The sequence below is a fragment of the Geobacter sp. OR-1 genome (genome assembly GCF_000813145.1).
In the GTDB taxonomy this organism is placed as follows: Bacteria; Desulfobacterota; Desulfuromonadia; order Geobacterales; family DSM-12255; genus Geoanaerobacter.
On the sequence record NZ_BAZF01000004.1, the window covers coordinates 283682 to 303242 of the forward strand.

Genomic DNA, 19561 nt, shown 5'->3' on the forward strand with positions numbered 1-19561 from the left:
CAAGCAAAAACTACCCCTCCAGAAACAGCTCTTCCGGCTCTTCGACGCACTCCTTGACCCGCTTGAGGAACCCGACCGCCTCGCGGCCATCCACAATCCGATGATCGTAGGAAAGCGCTAGGTACATCATGGGGCGAATCACCACCTGCCCGTCCCTGGCCACCGGCCGGTCCTGCACCGCATGCATCCCGAGCACCCCGCTCTGCGGTGGGTTCAGGATCGGCGTGGACAGGAGCGAACCATAGACCCCGCCGTTGGAGATCGAGAAGGTTCCGCCTTCCAGGTCGGCAATGGCCAGCCGGTTTTCCCTGATCTTGACCGCGAACGCCTCGATCTGCTGCTCGATTTCAAAGAAATGCAGCCGTTCGGCATCCCGGAGCACCGGCACCACCAGCCCTTTTTCCGCACCGATGGCAATCCCGATATTGCAGTAATCGTGATAGACAATGTCGTTCCCGTCGATAAAGGCGTTGACGGCCGGAAACGCTTGCAGCGCCTCGCAACAGGCCTTGACAAAGAACGACATGAAGCCGAGTTTCACCCCGTGCCTCTGGAGAAAATGCTCGTTGTGCTTTTTCCGCAGTTCGATGATCCGGGAGAGGTCCGCCTCGTTGAACGTCGTCAGCATGGCGGTCTCCCGGCGGGTAGTCATCAACCTCTCGGCGATCCTGCGTCTGATGGGCGTCATCACTACCCGGCGGGTGCGAGGTTCACGGTTATCGGGTGCTGGTTCGCGGTTTAAAGTTGGCGGTTCGAGATGCGCGGCATAGGGGATAGGCTCCTCGGAGCGAACGGCCTGAGGCAGCGGCGTTTCAACCGGTTGGCTGCCGGCCTTGACCACATCCTCGGCAGTTACCCGACCGCCGCGCCCGGAGCCGGGGATTGCGGCGAGATCGACACTTTTTTCCGCCGCCAGCTTTCTGGCCGAAGGGGAGACGGGCGGCTTGGCCGGCTCAGCCCCTGCCGGCCCTGCGGCAACCGGTGCAGCGGCAATGCGGCCGATGACCGTGCCGATCTTCACCGTCTCACCCGCAGGTGCTATGATGGTCAGAATCCCCGCAATGTCGGCATTCAGCTCCAGGGTTATCTTGTCGGTCTCGATCTCGCAGACCGCTTCATCCTTTGCCACTGCAGCGCCGTCTTCCTTCAGCCAGCGTGCCACCAGCGCGTCGTGAACCGATTCTCCGACTTCCGGTACCTTGATCTCCATCTCTTACCCTTTCTTAAAGGCGTCTTCAAGGAGCCTGGCCTGCTCGACTCCGTGCATCCGGTGCGATCCGGTGGCCGGGGCTGCGGACGGCGGCCGGCCGATGTAGCGCAACTCCCTGCCGAGCGCTGCCTCCAGCAGCGGCCGGATATAAGACCATCCCCCCATATTGGCCGGCTCCTCCTGCACCCAGCGCCAATCGTGCACTGAGAGGAGCGGCGCCACGGCATCCAGCAACACCCCGGCCCGGAACGGGTAAAACTGCTCCACCCGGACCAGGGCGACATCACCCCTCACTGCCTCCTGCCGCCGCTCCTGCAGCTCGAAATAGATCTTGCCGCTGCAGAGGATCACGGTACTGACCTGATCGGGCGTATCCGGGTCCGGAAGGAATTCGCGGAAACCGCCGGAAGACAGCTCGTCGAGGCGGGAAGCGGCTACCGGGTGCCTGAGCATGCTTTTCGGCGTAAATGCGACCAGAGGCTTGCGGAACGGCAGTTTGACCTGGCGCCGCAGCAGATGGAAGAACTGGGCCGGCGTAGACGGATAGCAGACGAACAGGTTCTCTTCGGCGCAGAGCTGCAGAAACCGCTCGATCCTGGCACTCGAATGTTCGGCGCCGTTCCCCTCATAGCCGTGCGGGAGAAGCAGCACCAGGCCTGAGGAGCGGTCCCACTTGCTCTCGCCGGAGGCAATGAACTGATCGATGATTACCTGGGCACCGTTGGCAAAATCGCCGAACTGGGCCTCCCAGATCACCAGCGATCCCGGCGTTGCGACCGAATAGCCATATTCGAAGCCGAGAACGCCGGACTCGGACAACAGGCTGTCGTAAGCGGCAAACCGGGCGTTACCGGCTCCGATACCTGCCAGCGGCGTATGCGTCGTGCCGGTAGCGATGTCATGGAGCACTGAATGGCGGTGATTGAATGTCCCCCGCCGCGAGTCCTGGCCCGACAACCTGACGCAGACCCCTTCGGCCAGCAGCGACGCAAAGGCCAGCGCCTCGGCATTCCCCCAGTCGATCCCTTGACCATTCCGGACCGCCTCGCTGCGCTGCCGGTAGATCGCTGCCACCTTGGGGTGGGGATTAAACCCGGACGGCAGGGTGGTCATCCGGTTCGACAACTCGACCAGCGTATCTGCTGCCACCCCGGTCCCTACGGAGACCGGCCCGTATTCACGGCTGATCCCCTGCCAATCGGCAGCAAAGCCCAGATCCAGCGACGGGTCCGGCTCTTCGGCCAGGGCGCTCTCCAGGCGGTCGGAATACTCCTGTTCGATCGCCTCCACCCCGTCGAACTCCACCCCTTCGCCGGTCAGCTGTCCGGCAAATATCTCGTACGCCCGGGGGCGCTGCCTGATCAGCTCGTACATCAGCGGCTGGGTAAAGGCCGGCTCATCACCCTCGTTATGGCCGTGCAGCCGGTAACAGATGATCTCCACCACCACGTCGCGGTTGAACCGCTGCCGGTACTCCAGCGCCAGCCGCCCCACCCGGGCAACCGATTCCGGGTCGTCGCCGTGCACATGGAACACCGGAACAGCGAGCATCCGGGCGACATCGGTCGCGTACCAGGTGGAACGGGCATCCCTGGGAAGGGTGGTGAACCCGATCTGGTTGTTCAGCACGACATGGACGGTTCCGCCGGTGGCGTATCCTTCCAACTGGGACATATTGAGGGTCTCGGCAACGATCCCCTGTCCGGCAAATGCGGCATCGCCATGGATCAGCAGCGGAATCACGCTCTGCCTGGCGTCGTGCCCCAATGGGTCCTGCAGCGCCCTGACCTTTCCCTCCACCACCGGGTCAACCGCCTCCAGGTGCGACGGATTGAACGCCAGGCTGAGGTGTATCGTGCGGCCGTCAGGCAACTGCCGGTCGTTGGAGAACCCCTTGTGATACTTGACATCCCCCTCGCCGACAAAGGCCAGATCCCGGTTGTCACTGAATTCACTGAAGATGTTGGCGAGCGGTTTCCCCAGGATATGGGCAAGGACGTTGAGCCGGCCGCGGTGCGGCATGCCGAGCACGATCTCGCCGGCTCCGGAATCTGCCGCAGCCGTCACAGCCGCATCGAGCAGCACGATCAGCGACTCACCCCCTTCGAGCGAGAACCGCTTCTGGCCGGGGAACCGGCGGTGCAGGAACGACTCGAACAGGGAAGCGCCGGCAAGGGTCTTCAATACCGAGATCCGCTCTTCACGGCTGAATTCGCTCCGGTTCCGGGCCGGCTCCATCCGGTCGATCAGCCATTGCCGTTCCTCTGGTTCCCGGATATGCATGAATTCGACGCCGATGGACCGGCAGTATGTCTCGCGAAGGGCAGCCAGGATATCGACCAGCGGAGCAGGGGTATCGGCAAACGGGCCGGGGGCGAATTCGGTCTCAAGGTCGGCGGCGTCGAGGCCGAAGCGTGAGAGCTCCAGCAGCGGGTGCGTGGCGGGGCAGGCCGCGGCCAGCGGGTCGGTGCATGCCATCAGGTGGCCGATCTCCCGATAGCTGTAGATGAGCGCCAGGACTCCGGCCTGTTTGAGGGAACAGTCGGCGCAGGAGATCTTCCCCGGAATCGGGCCGGGAGGGCCGGTCTTCCGGTCCGCCAGGTCAAACCCCTCGAAAAACGCCCGCCAGTCGGACGAAAGCGATTCCGGGCTATTGCGCCACTGTTGGTAACGCGCTTCGATCCAGGCAGGATCGAGGGCATCCTTGAAAGACATGAGATTCTCCTGTAGTCGCGTCCTGATGGCGGAAGTATATCAGACAGGGAAAGCCGCGCAATGCAGCACACGGCAATGCCGCGTCGATTTTACTTCAAGTTGTACGGAAATATTCCGATAACCATCTAACAAACATGACAATGGAGGTGCTTATGTCCGAGTGCGAACTGATCAAGACCTGTATCTTCTTTAACGACAAGATGGCCGATATGCCGTCCACAGCGGAGATCTTCAAGAACCTCTATTGCAAGGGGGAATTCAACAACTGCGCCCGGATGATCATCGTAAAAGCGCTGGGGAGGGGGAACGTGCCGCCGGACCTATTCCCGAACCAGGCGGAAAAAGCCCTGGAGATAATAAACAAAAGGTGAAGTCTGAAGAACGGAGGTAACCGATATGGCAGAATGCGTAAACTACAACAAATGCAGCTATTTCGTGGAAAACCTTAAAAACAGCCCCAACACGGCTTCGATGGTTCAGAACAGCTACTGCCGAGGGAAATTCGAGCAGTGCGCCCGCTTCATAATCTTCGAGAAACTGGGAGAAACTCGCGTGCCGCCCGATCTGTCCCCCAGCGACAAGCAACGCGCTGAAAAGATACTGCAGGGGGGATGACCGGACCGGTCACGGAGACGGAAAGGGGGTGCGTATCGGCTGCCCCCTTTGTCATTTGAAGGACCAGCCGACCCTGAGACCGTAGATTTCGGCTTCGGACCGTGGCTGGACAAAGCTTGACAGCGTTGCATGGGTATTGGATCTGATGAGAACCGGATCAGACTCGGGAAAGATGAAACCTTCGTAGTAGATGCTCACGAGCAGCTGCTTGTATTTGATGCCCGCTTCGGCAGCGGCCGACCAGGCGCTCCCCGGAGAAAGCCTGATTTCGCCGGCTCCGGGGTAATCATCTATGGCATTCCTGTTGCTGAAGGGATATTTGGCAGTTCCGGACACCCAGAATCGCGTCTCCTTGGCAAGCTCGTATTTGCTCCGGACTCCGAGCAGCGCCGCAACCGAATACCACTCCTCGCTATAGCCGCCGCTCCCCTGAAGATCCCTGATCCACCAGCGATACGAAACCCCGCTGAAAGGCTCGATCGTCATGTTGCGATACGGAATCGTCCAGCCGAGATCCAGCTCCGAATAGCTCCCGAAATAGGTGACGTCGGTCTTGTGCGGGGTACCGTCCTGCAACTGCCCGTCGTAATCCACAACTCCCCCGAACAGTTCCTGCCTGGCCGCAAAGGTCGCGGCGCCCGCATCCCCCTTGAGAAGATCGAGCCTGATCTCTCCGCCGGCGCCGTACTCCGGTCCGGTCTCCTTCAGCAGCCTGGAACCGTCGCGCTCGAACTCCTCCCACTTGAAGTACTGGATAAACGGGTAGAGGTTCGCCTCGCGGATACCGCCGAACCCGGCAGCTTCAGCAACCGGGGTCGACAATACCAATAAAACGGCTAATGCCGGCAGATAGCCGGAAACCGACCTCATTACCCTCATTCCTCAGTCGCAACCTTTTTCTTTGCCCTCGGTTTGCGGGCCGGTTTCGGCTTTTCCTCGGCCGGTTCCAGGGTAGCGATAACTTCGGTTTCCGTCTTTTTGACCGTCCGGCGGGTACGCTTGGCCTTTGGCTCCGGTTCTGATGCCGGCTCCTGCGCTGCCGGCTCTGCCGCAATAACCGCAGGTTCAGGAGCAGCCTCGGCCTTGGCTGCCTTTTTCCGGGGCGCCCGGCGCGGTTTGGCTGGTGGTTCCGCAACTGCTTCAGCCTGAACCGGCTCCTCGACAACGATCTGCTGGTGCGCTTCCTCATGTACTGCGGCCTGCTGCTCGCCGCTGGTCTCGCCCGCCGTTTTCGGCTTACGGCGACGGCGACGGCGCTTCTTCTTCGCTTCGCCAACGGCATGATGCTCTTCCGACTCAGCAGCCTGCAACTCTTCGGGTTCTTCAGCACCCGGTTCTTCAGGCGCTTCGGCCTCATCGGCATGCTCCACCGGCTCGGACCCACCGGCAGTTTCACCTGCCGCGGCCCCGGGCTTCTTCTTTTTCCGGCGGCGGCGGCGCTTTTTCTTCCCTTCCCCATGCTCTCCGGCCTCATGCCCATCGGCCTCGGCAGCAGCATCCTCATCAGATTCATGCTCCTCGTCGGGCTCGACCGGTTCAGCCTGCTCCGCAGCAACCGGTTCCCTTGATTCGGGCGTTTCGCTGCTTGCGCCGGCTTCGATCCCTTCGGGGTGTTTCTTCTTCTTGCTCCGCTTCCGCTTCTTTTTCCCCTTTACCTCTTCAGTGTGCGGCTCGGCCTGATCCCGCTCCTCTTGCGCCGCTACCGCTCCCTTCACCGGCATGACATCCGCCTCATCCGCATGGTGATGCTCTTCGTGATGCGGCTTCTCCCGCTTGACCACTTCCAGTTCCACCTGGTTCATCAGGAACGATGTCTTCCCCTTGACCGTCACGCTGATGTCGTAGTCGTTCTCGATCCCCACCAGCTCCCGTTTCTTGCGGTTGAGGAGGTAATAGGCAACTTCCAGCGGCAGGCCGCCCCGGATCTCGGCAGCCGTCCCCTTGGCCGCAGCACCGTGAACCTTTCTGAGGAACGAGAGCGCCACCGCCTCCACGCTCTTGACCTTGCCGCGGCCGCTGCAATGGGGGCATTCCAGGTGAATCGCCTGCTCTATGGTCTGCTTGATCCGCTGGCGCGACATCTCCAGCATCCCGAACTGAGAGATCTTGCCGACTGTGACCCGCGCCTTGTCCAGTTTGAGGGCGTTCTTCAGCACCTTCTCGACCTCAGCCATATGCTTCCGGTCGCGCATGTCGATGAAATCGATGACGATCAGGCCGCCCAGGTCGCGCAGCCGCAGCTGGCGGGCGACCTCCTCGGCAGCCTCCATATTGGTCTTGTATGCGGTATCTTCCACCCCCCGCTCTCCGGTCGTCTTGCCGGAGTTGACGTCGATGGAGACCAGCGCCTCGGTCGGCTCGATCACCAGCGATCCGCCGGACGGAAGCGCTACCTTTTTCTCGTAGATCTGGTCGATCTGCTCTTCAAGCTGGTACTTGGAAAAAATCGGCCGCTTCTCCTGGTGCATCTTCACCAGCTTCTCGAACTTCGGCATGGTCGCCTTGAAGAACGCCTTGATCTGCTTGTGGTGGGCCTGGCTGTCCACCAGCACCTCGTCGATCTCGGCCGTGAAATAATCGCGGATGGTGCGGGTGACCAGGTCGGTCTCTTCGGCGATCAGCGCCGGCGCCTTGACGGTCGCGGCCTTGTCCATGATCCCCTGGTAAAGCTTCAGCAGATACTGGAGATCTTTCTTCAGCTCGGTCTTGGTCTTGCCGACGGCCTCGGTCCGGACGATGTAGCCGATCCCTTCCGGGATCTCCATCTCGGCAATGGCTTCCTTGAGCTTCTTCCGCTCGCCTTCGCCTTCCACCTTGCGGGAAACGCCGGCAGAGTCGCTGCCAGGCATCAGCACCATGTACCGGCCGGGAAACGACATGTAGGTGGTAACGGCCGCACCCTTCATGTCCCGCTCACCTTTTTCCACCTGGACGATCAGCTCCTGGCCGCGACGGAGCACCTCCTGGATCCGGGGCCGTCTCTTGCGCTGGTCCTCCGGGATATCGTCGCGCCACTGCCAGTAATCCGGGTGCAGCTCCCCCATCTGCATGAAACCGAGCCTTTTCAGGCCGATATCCACGAAAGCGGCCTGCAGCGCCGGCTCGACCCGCACCACCACCCCTTTGTAGACGTTGCCGCGGGTCTGCTCGCTCCCGGCGATCTCGATATCCAGCTCCATGAGGCGGCCATCCTGCACGATTGCCACCCGCGCCTCTTCCGGGTGCATCACGTTGATCAGCATCTTTTTCGACATAATTCTCCTTGTCCAATCCTGTTAGTGCCGGGAAAACAGGGGTTCTCCACCGGCTTTAGTATCAATAACGCCTTGTGGCGGTCATTGGCAGCAAACCCTGCAACTATAGCAGAGAATCGGCTTAAATCCATGAAAAACCGCTTAACTGCCGACAATCACTTCAGGTTCCCATCCCGCCCATGGCAAGGATAATGCGCCATTGCTCCGCTGTCACCGGCTGGATGGAGAGCCGGCTCAGCTTGACGAGCGGCATGTCGGACAGCAGCGGATTGGCCTTGATCCGTTCCAGGGTGACCGGTTTCTGCAGCGGTTCGACATAGCGGACATCGACCATGTACCAGATCGGGGCAGCGGGCGAGGATTTCGGGTCAAAGTGCTCGCCATGCGGATCATACGCAGTGAAATCCGGATAACCTTCCCGCACCACGGTCGCAATACCCACAACGGCAGGCTCGGGGATATTGCTGTGGTAGAACAGCACCCGGTCGCCGGTCTTGACCCGGTCACGCAGGAAATTGCGCGCCTGGTAGTTGCGCACCCCGTCCCAATGCTCGGTGCTCTCGGGGCGGTTCTTCAGGTCGTCGAACGAGAAACATCCCGGTTCTGATTTGAACAGCCAGTAGTTCATGGTCGTTACCTCTTCGATAACAGCGATCACCCCGCTTCGTATAGGTCGATACGGCCTTGGCAACAGCGATCAGAAGTAGCCCCGTACTATCAGGCGAAGCTGAGAGTCAGCCACTCCGGAGATGCCAGGTTCATTGCCGGCAGGGCAACAATCCCTTCGGCCAGTGGCCACGGCTCTCCCGCACCGTGGCAGACAACATAGAGACGATCGAGCCCGAGTACCTCGCGGGCTGAACGCATTGATGGCGTCACCTTGGGTGTCCGGGTCAGTTTGAACTCAAATCCCAGACTTCGCCCATCTTGTCGAATAATCAAGTCCAGTTCGGCGCCGGTGTGTACACCCCAGAAGTACGCTTCACCGTGCTGAGCACCGGTGCACCGCAGCACTTCACGAATCATGAAACCTTCCCAGGAAGCACCGCACTTGGGGTGCGCCATCAAGCTGTCCATGACATTCATCCCTAACAGGGTATGCAGAATGCCAGAATCGGCAACATAGACCTTTGGGGCTTTTACTTCGCGCTTTCCAGCATTCGCGTGCCAGGGAAGCAGGCGAAAGGCCATGTAGGTACCCTCAAGAATATCAAGCCAGCGGGAAACAGTTTTGTCGCTGACTCCCAATGCCCGCCCCAACTCGCTCCCGTTCCAGGTCTGCCCATGATAATGAGCGAGCATGGTCCAAAACCGTCGCATGGTTACGGCCGAGAGATTGATGCCCAGTTGCGGCAGATCACGTTCGAGATAAGTGCGGATAAAAGCCTCGCGCCACTCCCTGCTACCCTTGTGACTTCCGGCAAGCAGGGCGCGGGGAAAACCACCTCTCAGCCAGCGATTATCCAACGCCGCCAAGTCCTTGGGGTCCGTGATAAGTTCGTCCAGTGCCAACCCCTCCAGTTCATGGAACACGACGCGACCGGCAAGGGTCTCCGACGTATGGCGCAGCAACTCCGGTGCGGCACTCCCAAGAATCAGAAAACGGGCAGGGGTTCCCTCACGATCGGCCAGGACTCGCAACAACGGGAATAAATCCGGGCGAAGCTGAATTTCGTCCAGTATAACCAGGCCAGTCAAAGGGCGGAGAACAAACGCCGGATCTGCAAGCCGAGCCTGATCTTCCGGGTCTTCCAGATCAAAATGCCGGACCGGACCTTGCCACTGCGTTGACAGCTGGCGGGCAAGTGTTGTCTTGCCGACCTGACGCGGGCCGAGAAGCGCCACTACCGAAAAATCGGCCAGCTTGTCGGCAAGTTGTGTGAGGTGAGACTGTCTCAATATCATGCCTTTCTTATACCATGAAAATTCGGAATGTCACATCTAATTTTCATGGCAAGCATCCCCATTCTCTGTTCGGAGCCGGTAAGCGACCATTGTTCCGCTGTTGAGGGAAGACTGCTGCAAGCATTGACAACTGGGGCGAATTGCCGCTAAATAAGGCGGTTATCGAATCCGGGAGAGATATTTCATGCTGCAACTTGCCAACCTGACCAAAGAATTCGCCGGCAAGCCTCTGTTCACCGATATCAACTGGCACCTTCCCAAGGGGGAGCGGGTCGGTCTGGTCGGCGAGAACGGGGCCGGCAAATCGACGCTGATGCGGATCATTACCGGAGAGGTCGAGACATCCTCCGGCGAGATCCGCCTTGCCAAGGGGGCGACGGTCGGTTACCTGCCCCAGGAGGGGATCGTTACCCGGGGCAGGTCGCTTTTCGAGGAAGGTCTGGCTGCGCTCGCCGATCTACAGGCGATGGGAAACGAGCTGCAGGAGCTGGAGCAGCGGATGACGACCGTCCCGTACGATGCGCCGGAGCATGAGGCGCTGCTGGAGCGTTACGGCCATATCCAGGAGCAGTTCCGGGTCCGCGGCGGCTATGCCATGGAGGCCGAAGTTGCCAAGGTGCTGCGAGGCCTGGGATTTGACCGGACCGACTGGGACCGGGACTGCGGCGACTTTTCCGGCGGGTGGCAGATGCGTATCGCCCTGGCCCGGTTGCTGCTGCAGAAACCGAACGTGCTGCTGCTGGACGAACCGACCAACCACCTCGATATCGAGGCGCGCAACTGGCTGGAGGAGTACCTCTGCGGCTACCCCTATTCCGTGATCCTGGTCTCGCATGACCGGTTCTTCCTCGACCAGGTCTGCCACCGGATCACCGAGGTCTGGAACCATACGCTCACCGATTACCACTGCTCGTACAGCAGTTATCTGGTGCAGCGCGAAGAGCGGGTCTCGGCCCTGCGCGAGGCCAAGCGGCGCCAGGACGAGGAGGTGGCGGCCATGGAGGATTTCATCCGCCGCTTCCGGTACAACGCCAACAAGGCGTCGCTCGTGCAATCTAGGATCAAGCAGCTGGAAAAGGTCGAACGGATCATCCTGCCGCCGGAACGCAAAAGGATCAGGTTCCGCTTCCCCTCCCCCCCCAAGAGCGGCCGGGTCGTCATGGAGCTTGCCTCGGTCTGCAAGTTGTACGGCGAGAAAGAAGTTCTGCGCAACATCGGGCTGACCGTCGAATCCGGGGAGCGGGTGGCGCTGGTCGGCCACAACGGCGCCGGGAAATCGACCCTGATGCGGATCCTGAACGGCGAGACCTTCCAGTCCGGCGAACGCCATATCGGCCACAATGTCTCCATCGATTTCTTCGCCCAGGACCAGGCACTGGTGATGGACCAGCAGAAGAGCGCCTACGAGGAGCTGCTCGCCGCCTCCCCCTACGACATGGTGCCGCAGCTGCGCGACATCCTCGGCGCCTTCCTCTTCTCCGGGGATGACATCCACAAAAGGGTCGGCGTCCTTTCCGGCGGGGAAAAGAACCGGCTGGCCCTGGCAAGGATGCTGCTGAAACCGGCCAACCTGCTGCTGATGGACGAGCCGACCAACCACCTCGACCTGTTCAGCAAGGATGTCCTGCTCGATGCCCTCCGCTCCTTCAGCGGGACCGTGGTGTTCGTCTCCCATGACCGCCATTTCATAGACGGCCTCGCCACGCGGGTGGTGGAGGTGGAGGACTGCTCCCTGACCTCCTACCTCGGCGACTACGAATACTACCTCGCCAAGAAGGCCGGTGGCGACGTAGGGGCAATTCGTGAATTGCCCACACGCGATACCCCTATCTCCAAAGAGGACCGGCAACAACAACGCGAGGCCGACAAGCAGCGGCAGAAGGAGGAGCGCGTCCGCCAGAAGCGGGTTGCCGAGCTGGAGGCTGCCATTGCGGCAGATGAAGGCCTGCTGCAGGAGGTGGCTACAAAACTGGCAGACCCTGCCATCGCGGGAGATTATCAGGCAATCCATGCCGCGGCCGAAGAACACTCCGTCATCGAAGCGCGCCTGAAGGCGCTTTACGCTGAATGGGAAGAGACCGCTGCCTTGACAGAAAGTAGCTGAGCCGGTACGCTTAATAGTATGCCAATGACCCACAACATAACCTTGCCAGATAGTGTGCCGCTTTACATCCAATCCGAACTGGTGGCATTCCCGTACATGATGATCACCCTGTATCTCAGGGATACGGACCTGTCCGTGTTCGTGGAGAGCCGCAAGCATGACAGCCTGCTGGCGATCTTCAGGCCTCTCGGTGACCGGCGGGGGGCACCTAGCGCGGGAATCCATGAAATCGGCACAGTCTGCAAGCTGGTCGAGCTCACCCACCTGACTTCCGACGGCAGCACCAAAGTCACCCTCGAAGGGCTGACGAGGTGCCGGGTTCTGGAGATGGTCGAGGATGCTCCGGTGCCGCTGGCCCGGCTGGAAATCGTCCGCGAGTTCTATGAAAAGAACATCGTGACCGATGCCCTGGTCTCCAGCCTCTCCGCGCTGCTGAAGATCGCCCTTTCCTACGGCCGGCCGCTCCCCGAAGATGTCATGAAGATGGTCGACTATATCGATACCCCGGCACGGCTGGCGGATCTGGTGGCGATCTATTGCAACCTGCCGCCGGAGCAGCTGCAGGAGATGCTCGAAACCATCGACCCGGTGGAGCGGCTGAAAAAGGTCTACCTCCACCTGACCGCTGATATTCAGCGGCTGCAGGTGAAGAACGAGATCCAGAGCGAGGTATCCCGGCGAGTCGGCAAGACCCAGAAGGAATATCTGCTGCGCGAGCAGATGAAACATATCCAGGAGGAACTCGGGGAAGAAGACCCGCGGAATGCCGAGCTGTCCGAACTGCGCAAGAAACTGGAATCAGCGGCAATGCCGGAGGCGGTCCGCACCATAGCGGACCGGGAGATCAAGCGGCTGGAACGGATCAATCCCTCTTCACCGGAATACACGGTTTCCCGCACCTACCTGGACTACCTGGCCGGCATGCCGTGGCAGACCGGCACCACCGACAACCGTGACATCAATGAGGCCGAGCGGGTGCTCGACGAAGACCATTTCAACCTGAAAAAGGTCAAGGAACGGATCCTCGAATACCTGGCCGTCAGGACCGTCAAGGATAAGATGAAGGGGCCGATCCTCTGTTTCGTTGGGCCTCCCGGGGTTGGCAAGACCTCGCTGGGCAAATCGATTGCCCGGGCGCTGGGGAGGAAATTCATCAGGATGTCGCTGGGTGGGATGCGCGACGAGGCCGAGATCCGCGGCCACCGCCGCACCTACATCGGCGCTCTTCCGGGCCGGATCATGCAGGAACTCTACCGCGCCGGCAGCAACAACCCGGTCTTCATGCTGGACGAGATCGACAAGATCGGGCTCGACTTCCGCGGCGACCCGGCCAGCGCCCTGCTGGAGGTACTGGACCCGGAACAGAACAGCACCTTTACCGACCATTACCTGGATGTTCCGTTCGATCTCTCCAATGTCATGTTCATAACCACAGCCAACCAGCTGGACCCGGTTCCGGCGGCGCTCAAGGACCGGATGGAGGTGCTCCGGCTCTCAGGATACACGGCCGAGGAGAAAGAGGCGATTGCGGCCCGGTTCCTGATCCCGAGGGAGATGGAGGAAAACGGGGTGCCGGGGGAAGCGACCCTGTTCTCCGACGAAGCGATCCGTTCGGTTATCGACAACTATACCCGCGAGGCCGGGGTAAGAAACCTGCAGCGCAGTATCGCCTCAATCTGCCGCAAGGTGACCAAAGAGACCACCCAGGGGAAAGCGGCCCGGACCGAGATCACCCCGGCAGTGGTTGAGGAGTTCCTCGGACCCCGCAAGTTTTTCAACGAAGTGGCCGCCGAAGCGGACCGAGTGGGAGTTGTCACCGGCCTGGCCTGGACCGAGAGCGGCGGGGACATCATCTTCATCGAGGCCACCCGGATGCAGGGGAAGGAGGAGCTTATTCTCACCGGCTCCCTGGGGGACGTGATGAAGGAATCGGCCCGGGCAGCCCTATCCTTTGTCGAGGCCAACCGCGATGAGCTGGGGATCGATCCCGCCTCCTTTGCCGGAATGACTATCCATGTCCATGTCCCGGCCGGCAGTATCCCCAAGGATGGGCCGTCGGCCGGAATAACCATGGCAACGGCACTGGTTTCCCTGCTGACAGGCAGACCGGCCCGCCGCGATGTCGCCATGACCGGCGAGATCACCCTGACCGGACGGGTGCTGCCGATCGGCGGCTTGAAGGAGAAGGCGCTGGCCGCCAGGCGCGCCGGGGTCAAGATACTGCTGGTGCCGGCCCGCAACCGGGACGCCATGGAGGATATCCCTGAAACGGTGAAGGACGAGCTGGAGTTCATTTTCATCGAAGATGCCCGGGAAGCGCTCCAGTCGGCCCTGAAACAGCCATGACGGCGACAGCGCCCCGCCATCGCCTTTTTTTTGCCGGGTCCCTGCCATGAAAGACACCTTCCCGGAACGCCGCCTGAAAATCTTCTTCCTGAATGTGCAACAGTTCTTCGCGCTCGCGGCCAGATCGGTCGTGAGGATCTTTTCTCCCCCTTTCTATTACCGGGAATTCGCAGTCCAGTTTGAAAAAATCGGCGTGGACTCCATCTTCATCAGCTGCCTGACCGGCCTGTTCACCGGCATGGTCATGGCTCTGCAGGCGCTGATCCAACTGAAGCCATTCGCGGCAACCAGTTACGTCGGCGGCATGGTCTGTGTCACCATGGTCAAGGAGCTGGGTCCGGTGCTGGCCTCGCTGATGGTATCGGGGCGGGTCGGGTCGGCCATCACCGCGGAACTCGGCACCATGGTGGTCACCGAACAGGTGGATGCCATGCGGGTCGAGGGAACTGACGTCATCAAACGGCTGGTGGCCCCCAGGCTCAAGGCCACGGTCATTGCCATGCCGCTGCTGGTGATCTTCACCGATACCGTGGCGCTGCTCGGCGGTTACATCATCGCCGCCGGTTACGACATCAACCCGCTCATGTATTACAAGTCTCTGCCGCAGTTCATGGTGTTCCAGGACCTGATCGAAGGGGTGGTGAAACCGGCGGTCTTCGGGTTCATCATCGCCATGATCGGCTGCTACGTCGGCCTCTCCACCCATGGCGGCGCCGAGGGGGTGGGGACATCGGCCAAGCGGGCGGTGGTGCTCTCGTCAGTGCTGATCCTGGTGACCGATTTTTTCATGACCAAGATTTTTATCGTGTTCAGGTGACGATACGGGGCATTGTAGGGGCACCCCCTTGCGGGTGCCCATGATCAGAGCGGTCACAGGGGGCCGCCCCTACGGAGAACCGATTGACAAGTGACAACCCCGGCATAAGAATGGAAAAGGTCTCCTACTCGGTAGGGGGGCGGCAGATAATCCGCGATTTCGACCTGACCCTGGAAAAAGGGGTCAACCGGACCATACTCGGGGTCTCCGGGGTCGGGAAGACCACCATCCTCAAGCTGCTGCTCGGCCTGCTGAAACCGGATTCCGGCGCCATCTACCTGAATGGCCGCCCCATTGCCGGGATGCGGGAGAGCGAGCTGTCGGTGCTCCGGCGGAACATCGCCATCGTGTTCCAGTGGGGGGCGCTGTTCGACTCCATGACGGTCGGGGAGAACGTCGGCTACCGGCTGTTCGAAGAAGGGAAGCTGAGCGTTGCGGAGATCAAGCGGATCGTGCTGGAAAAACTGAGCTTTGTCGGACTGGAGAACACCATCGACCTCTATCCGTCGGAACTCTCCGGGGGTATGAAGAAACGGGTAGCCATAGCCCGCGCCGTTGCCGCCGATCCCGAATACATCTTCTTCGACGAACCGACCACCGGACTGGACCCGATCGGGATCTACAATATCCGCCACCTGATGCAGATGCTCCAGAACGAGGGAAAGACGACCCTGATGGTCACGCACGATCTCCACACGGCCTTTGCCGTTTCCCAGAAGTTCTCTTTCCTCCACGATACCAGGCTGATTCTGGACGGCACGGCGGACGACCTGAGAAACTGTGACGATAACGCCATACGCGAGTTTTTCTCGCCGACCAGGGAATCGCTGTTCATTACCGATCATTTTGTCGAGCCGATTATCGGGCTGGCGATCCCACCCAAGGAGTAACGAAGAAGATGAAACGGAGCGACAACATAGGATGGGCGCAGGTCAAGGCAGGGGTTCTGATCGTATTCGCGCTGCTGCTGTTTGCCGGCGGCGTGGTGATGATGGGGGACAAGACCAAGTTCTTCGTCCCCAAGGGAGCGCTCTCGGTCATCATGACCGACGTGGCCGGACTCAAGGTCGGCGCGCCGGTCTGGCTGGCCGGCCTGGACGTGGGGGTTGTGAAGGATATCCGGTTCTCCAAGCCGAATCAGAGCAACGAAGTCGAGATTCTGCTCGAAATCGAGCACCAGTCGCTCCGCAAGGTCGGCCAGGACTCGATGATCACCATCAAGACCCGCGGCCTGATGGGTGAAAAGTATGTGGACATCACCCCGAGCAAAACAGTCAACGAACCGCCCCTGACCGTTGTTTTCGGCACCAGCGTCACCCGGCTGGACGATGTCATGGCCAAGGCGGGCGCGGCCTTCGACAAGCTGAACGGCCTGATGGGCAGGGTAGACAAAGGAGAAGGCAGCCTGGGGCGGTTTGCCAAGGACCCCAAGCTGTACGACCACCTGGTAAACCTCACCGCCGAACTGAAACTCTTTGCCCACTCGGTCAACTCCGGCCAGGGGACACTCGGCAAGCTCAGCAAGAGTTCGGAGCCGTACGACCGCTTGATTGCGATCCTGGAGCGGGCCGATGACACCCTGGAGGATATCCAGTCCGCCGACGGCACCCTGGGGCGGCTGGTGAGGGACCGGCAGCTGTACGACAAGCTGGTGGTCCTGGCCGACAAGAGCAACCAGGCTGCCGAAGACGTCCGCGAACTCAACAGGAAGCTCACTTCCACCGACGGCACCATCGGCAAGCTGCTCGGGGACCGGGAGTTCTACGACAAGGGGATGGAGCTGCTTGAGCGGGCCGACAACTCGCTCCAGTCGCTGCAAACCGTGACCGCCAAGCTCGAAAAGGGGGAAGGAACCGCCGGCAGGCTCGTATCGGATAAAGAGTTGTACGACCGGATGAACCGGGTGGTGGACAACCTGGACGCGCTGGTGAAGGACATCAAGGAAAACCCCAAGCGGTACGTGAAGTTCTCGCTGTTCTAGCCTTCGGGCGGCGCCCAACATGGTTGCCCCCAACTCAAGGGGTGCGCATCCGGACCGAAAAGAACTAAGTAGTGGTCCAAACCAAGCGAGTGCCTAGGAGAATGCCATGCGCACAGTTCATGGAGTAGCCGCTCTTGCCCTTTTCTGCCTGTTCGCCCTGACCGGGGTCAGTCACGCCCGGTCCGTCTACCTGAAGGACGGCGGCATCATTGAATGCCAGTGGGTAAAGCGCGCCGGCGACGAGATCATTGTCAAGGTGAACCGCGACATCGTGGTCACGTTCAGCAGGGACGAGATCGACCTCAACAAGACCTTTGCCCGGAAGCACAAGCGCGCCGGACACAAAGCATCGTTAACGGCGCCGGAACAGCCAAAACCTGAGACCGCCGCCTCGGCGGCACCGGCAGTTCCGCCAAAAACCGGCAAGCCCCCGGCCAAGGCAGTTGCGCAGCCGGCACCGGCAGTAACAAGCAAACAAACGCCGCCCGAAAAGCCGGCCCAGAAACCGTCGCAGCCGGGCAAACCCGCAGCCGCGCCAAGCGCAGCCAAACCGGCACCGGCACCCCCTCCACCAGCGCCAACACCTCCAAGCCCGCCTTTGAAAAAATTGCCGGCGGTCCCTGTGCCGCCGCCCGGTGTCCCCAATCTCGCGGCCTTGAGTTCCACGGTGCTGGTTCTATTATTTGCCCTCGCCATTATCATGATTGCCGGAAACTGGAAGATTTTTGAAAAAGCCGGCGTAGCAGGCTGGAAGTGCCTCATCCCGATCTACAATGTCTACCTGCTGATCGTCATTGCCGGGAAACCGGGATGGTGGCTGCTTTTGATGCTGGTGCCGATCGTCAGTGTCGCCATTTACCTGCTGACCATGCTCGCCCTGGCGAGCAAATTCGGCAAGGGGCCGCTCTTCGGGGTCGGACTGTTCTTTCTGCCGATGATCTTCTTCCCGCTGCTCGGATTCGACAACTCTGAATACAGCGGCTGACACAGATACGCCGTTGCAATCCGGTTCGACTCTTGATAGTGTGCTCGCCGGAACTTTAGCGCCAGAAGGGTGTAAATCATGACAAGGAAAGCCGTAGTCCTTTACAGCGGCGGGCTGGACTCCACCACCTGCATGGCAATCGCCAGGGCGGAAGGGTTCCGTCCCTATGCCATCAGCTTTTCCTACGGCCAGCGCCATGCCGTGGAACTGGAGCTGGCCAAGAGACATGCCAAGGGTGTCGGCGCAGTCGAACATCTCGTGGTCGAATTCGATTACCGGAAGGTCGGCGGCAGCGCCCTGACCAGCAACATCGCCGTACCCAAGGGCGGGGTGGGTAGCAAGATCCCGGTGACCTACGTCCCGGCCCGCAATACGATCTTTCTCTCCTTTGCCCTGGGCTGGGCCGAGGTGCTCGGCGCCTTAGACATCTTCATCGGCGTGAACGCCCTCGATTACTCGGGCTATCCTGACTGCCGGCCGGAGTACATCGCTTCTTTTGAAACCATGGCGAACCTGGCCACCAAGGCCGGGGTCGAGGGAAACCGTTTTACCATCCACACCCCGTTGATTAGCCTTACCAAGGCCGAGATCATCCTAAAAGGGATTGCGCTTGGCGTGAATTACGGGCTCACCCACTCCTGCTACGACCCGTCGCCGGAAGGGATCGCCTGCGGCCTCTGCGACTCCTGCCGCCTCCGGCTGAAAGGATTCATCGAGGCCGGGATTGCCGACCCGGTGAAGTACATGACCCGCGAATCATGATCCGTCAGGTGAAGATATGAACAAACCAAAATCAGACGCGCCGGTAGCAATGCCTGACATGCAAACCCGGCGCGATACCCGCAAGATTGCCATCGACAAGGTCGGGGTCAAGGACATCTCCTACCCGATCGTGGTGATGGACAAGAACCGGAAGTTTCAGCATACCGTGGCCAGGATCAACATGTACGTCGACCTCCCCCACCATTTCAAGGGGACGCACATGAGCCGCTTTGTGGAGATCCTCAACGCCTACCGGGAAGAGATCGCGCTGGACAAGCTTGAGACCATCCTGCAGGAGATGAAGAAGAAATTGGGGGCTTCCAGCGCCCACCTGGAGATGGAGTTCCCGTATTTCGTCGAAAAGAGCGCCCCGGTATCCAGGGCAAAAAGCCTCATGGAATATACCTGCAGCTTCAGCGCCACGCTGAGCGACAGTTTCGACTTCGTACTGGGGGTCCAGGTCCCGGTCACGTCGCTCTGCCCCTGCAGCAAGGAGCTGAGCCGGTACGGCGCCCACAACCAGCGCGGCATCGTGTCGGTCAACATCCGTTATCGCGACTTCATCTGGATCGAGGACCTGATCGAATTGATCGAGGAGTGCGGCTCCAGCCCGGTCTGGTCCCTGCTGAAACGGGAAGACGAGAAATTCGTCACCGAGCATGCCTTTGACAACCCGAAGTTCGTGGAAGATATGGTGCGCGAGGTCACCCAGCGGCTCTCCGCGCTGGACGAGGTGATCTGGTTCAGCGTCTCTGCCGAAAATTTCGAATCGATCCATAAACACTCGGCATACGCCAGCATCGAGCGTACACTAATTAACTGACGGTACGCCTTTAAACCGGATCGCGCCCAGTTGAAAACCCTGTG

16 protein-coding genes are annotated in these 19561 nt (G+C 60.4%); 10 read left to right on the forward strand and 6 right to left on the reverse strand.

Annotated elements, in window-relative coordinates; genetic code table 11:
• Window positions 1-10: 10 nt before the first annotated feature.
• Both odhB and OR1_RS06315 read right to left on the reverse strand, forming a co-directional pair.
• On the reverse strand, window positions 11-1210 hold the full coding sequence (gene odhB / locus OR1_RS06310; protein WP_041970726.1) for a 2-oxoglutarate dehydrogenase complex dihydrolipoyllysine-residue succinyltransferase: 1200 nt from the start codon (window positions 1208-1210) through the stop codon (window positions 11-13).
• A gap of 3 nt (window positions 1211-1213) precedes the next feature.
• Complete coding sequence (locus tag OR1_RS06315) at window positions 1214-3925, reverse strand: 2-oxoglutarate dehydrogenase E1 component (RefSeq protein WP_041970729.1); 2712 nt, start codon at window positions 3923-3925, stop codon at window positions 1214-1216.
• 152 nt (window positions 3926-4077) lie between these two features.
• On the opposite strand from OR1_RS06315, the gene OR1_RS06320 reads away from it, so the two are divergent.
• Both OR1_RS06320 and OR1_RS06325 read left to right on the forward strand, forming a co-directional pair.
• Complete coding sequence (locus OR1_RS06320) at window positions 4078-4296, forward strand: hypothetical protein (RefSeq protein WP_041970730.1); 219 nt, start codon at window positions 4078-4080, stop codon at window positions 4294-4296.
• Between the two features lie 25 nt (window positions 4297-4321).
• Window positions 4322-4540 (forward strand): hypothetical protein, encoded by a 219-nt coding sequence (locus OR1_RS06325; protein WP_041970731.1) that lies wholly within the window; start codon window positions 4322-4324, stop codon window positions 4538-4540.
• Between the two features lie 51 nt (window positions 4541-4591).
• On the opposite strand, the gene OR1_RS06330 is transcribed toward OR1_RS06325, so the two are convergent.
• The 4 genes from OR1_RS06330 to OR1_RS06345 all read right to left on the reverse strand — a co-directional run bounded on the left by OR1_RS06330 (window position 4592) and on the right by OR1_RS06345 (window position 9699).
• A complete protein-coding gene (locus OR1_RS06330) occupies window positions 4592-5410 on the reverse strand; it encodes a hypothetical protein (protein WP_052440289.1) in 819 nt (272 codons plus the stop codon).
• A gap of 5 nt (window positions 5411-5415) precedes the next feature.
• Window positions 5416-7794 carry an Rne/Rng family ribonuclease gene (locus OR1_RS06335; protein ID WP_041970733.1) on the reverse strand — a complete coding sequence of 793 codons (2379 nt, stop codon included), beginning with the start codon at window positions 7792-7794 and terminating at the stop codon, window positions 5416-5418.
• Between the two features lie 160 nt (window positions 7795-7954).
• Window positions 7955-8422, reverse strand: coding sequence for an EVE domain-containing protein (locus tag OR1_RS06340; protein ID WP_041970800.1), 468 nt, complete (start codon window positions 8420-8422; stop codon window positions 7955-7957).
• An 89-nt stretch (window positions 8423-8511) separates the two neighbouring features.
• Window positions 8512-9699, reverse strand: a complete 1188-nt coding sequence (locus OR1_RS06345; protein WP_041970734.1) for an ATP-binding protein — start codon at window positions 9697-9699, stop codon at window positions 8512-8514.
• A gap of 184 nt (window positions 9700-9883) precedes the next feature.
• Here OR1_RS06345 and OR1_RS06350 point away from each other — a divergent pair, with 184 nt between their 5' ends.
• From OR1_RS06350 to folE2, 8 genes are all read left to right on the forward strand, one after another.
• On the forward strand, window positions 9884-11803 hold the full coding sequence (locus tag OR1_RS06350) for an ABC-F family ATP-binding cassette domain-containing protein (RefSeq protein WP_041970736.1): 1920 nt from the start codon (window positions 9884-9886) through the stop codon (window positions 11801-11803).
• Between the two features lie 18 nt (window positions 11804-11821).
• Entirely contained in the window at window positions 11822-14149 is a 2328-nt protein-coding gene (lon, locus tag OR1_RS06355; protein ID WP_041970737.1) for an endopeptidase La, read from the forward strand.
• A gap of 46 nt (window positions 14150-14195) precedes the next feature.
• Window positions 14196-14966: an ABC transporter permease gene (locus OR1_RS06360; protein WP_041970738.1), complete on the forward strand. Its 771-nt coding sequence runs from the start codon at window positions 14196-14198 to the stop codon at window positions 14964-14966.
• Between the two features lie 110 nt (window positions 14967-15076).
• Window positions 15077-15856 (forward strand): ATP-binding cassette domain-containing protein, encoded by a 780-nt coding sequence (locus OR1_RS06365; RefSeq protein ID WP_041970740.1) that lies wholly within the window; start codon window positions 15077-15079, stop codon window positions 15854-15856.
• 8 nt (window positions 15857-15864) lie between these two features.
• On the forward strand, window positions 15865-16947 hold the full coding sequence (locus OR1_RS06370) for an MlaD family protein (protein WP_041970742.1): 1083 nt from the start codon (window positions 15865-15867) through the stop codon (window positions 16945-16947).
• A 106-nt stretch (window positions 16948-17053) separates the two neighbouring features.
• On the forward strand, window positions 17054-17932 hold the full coding sequence (locus OR1_RS22550) for a DUF5684 domain-containing protein (RefSeq protein ID WP_052440291.1): 879 nt from the start codon (window positions 17054-17056) through the stop codon (window positions 17930-17932).
• A 78-nt stretch (window positions 17933-18010) separates the two neighbouring features.
• Window positions 18011-18694, forward strand: a complete 684-nt coding sequence (gene queC / locus OR1_RS06380; RefSeq protein ID WP_041970743.1) for a 7-cyano-7-deazaguanine synthase QueC — start codon at window positions 18011-18013, stop codon at window positions 18692-18694.
• 49 nt (window positions 18695-18743) lie between these two features.
• Entirely contained in the window at window positions 18744-19517 is a 774-nt protein-coding gene (gene folE2, locus OR1_RS06385; RefSeq protein ID WP_041970802.1) for a GTP cyclohydrolase FolE2, read from the forward strand.
• The last annotated feature ends 44 nt before the right edge of the window (window positions 19518-19561 follow it).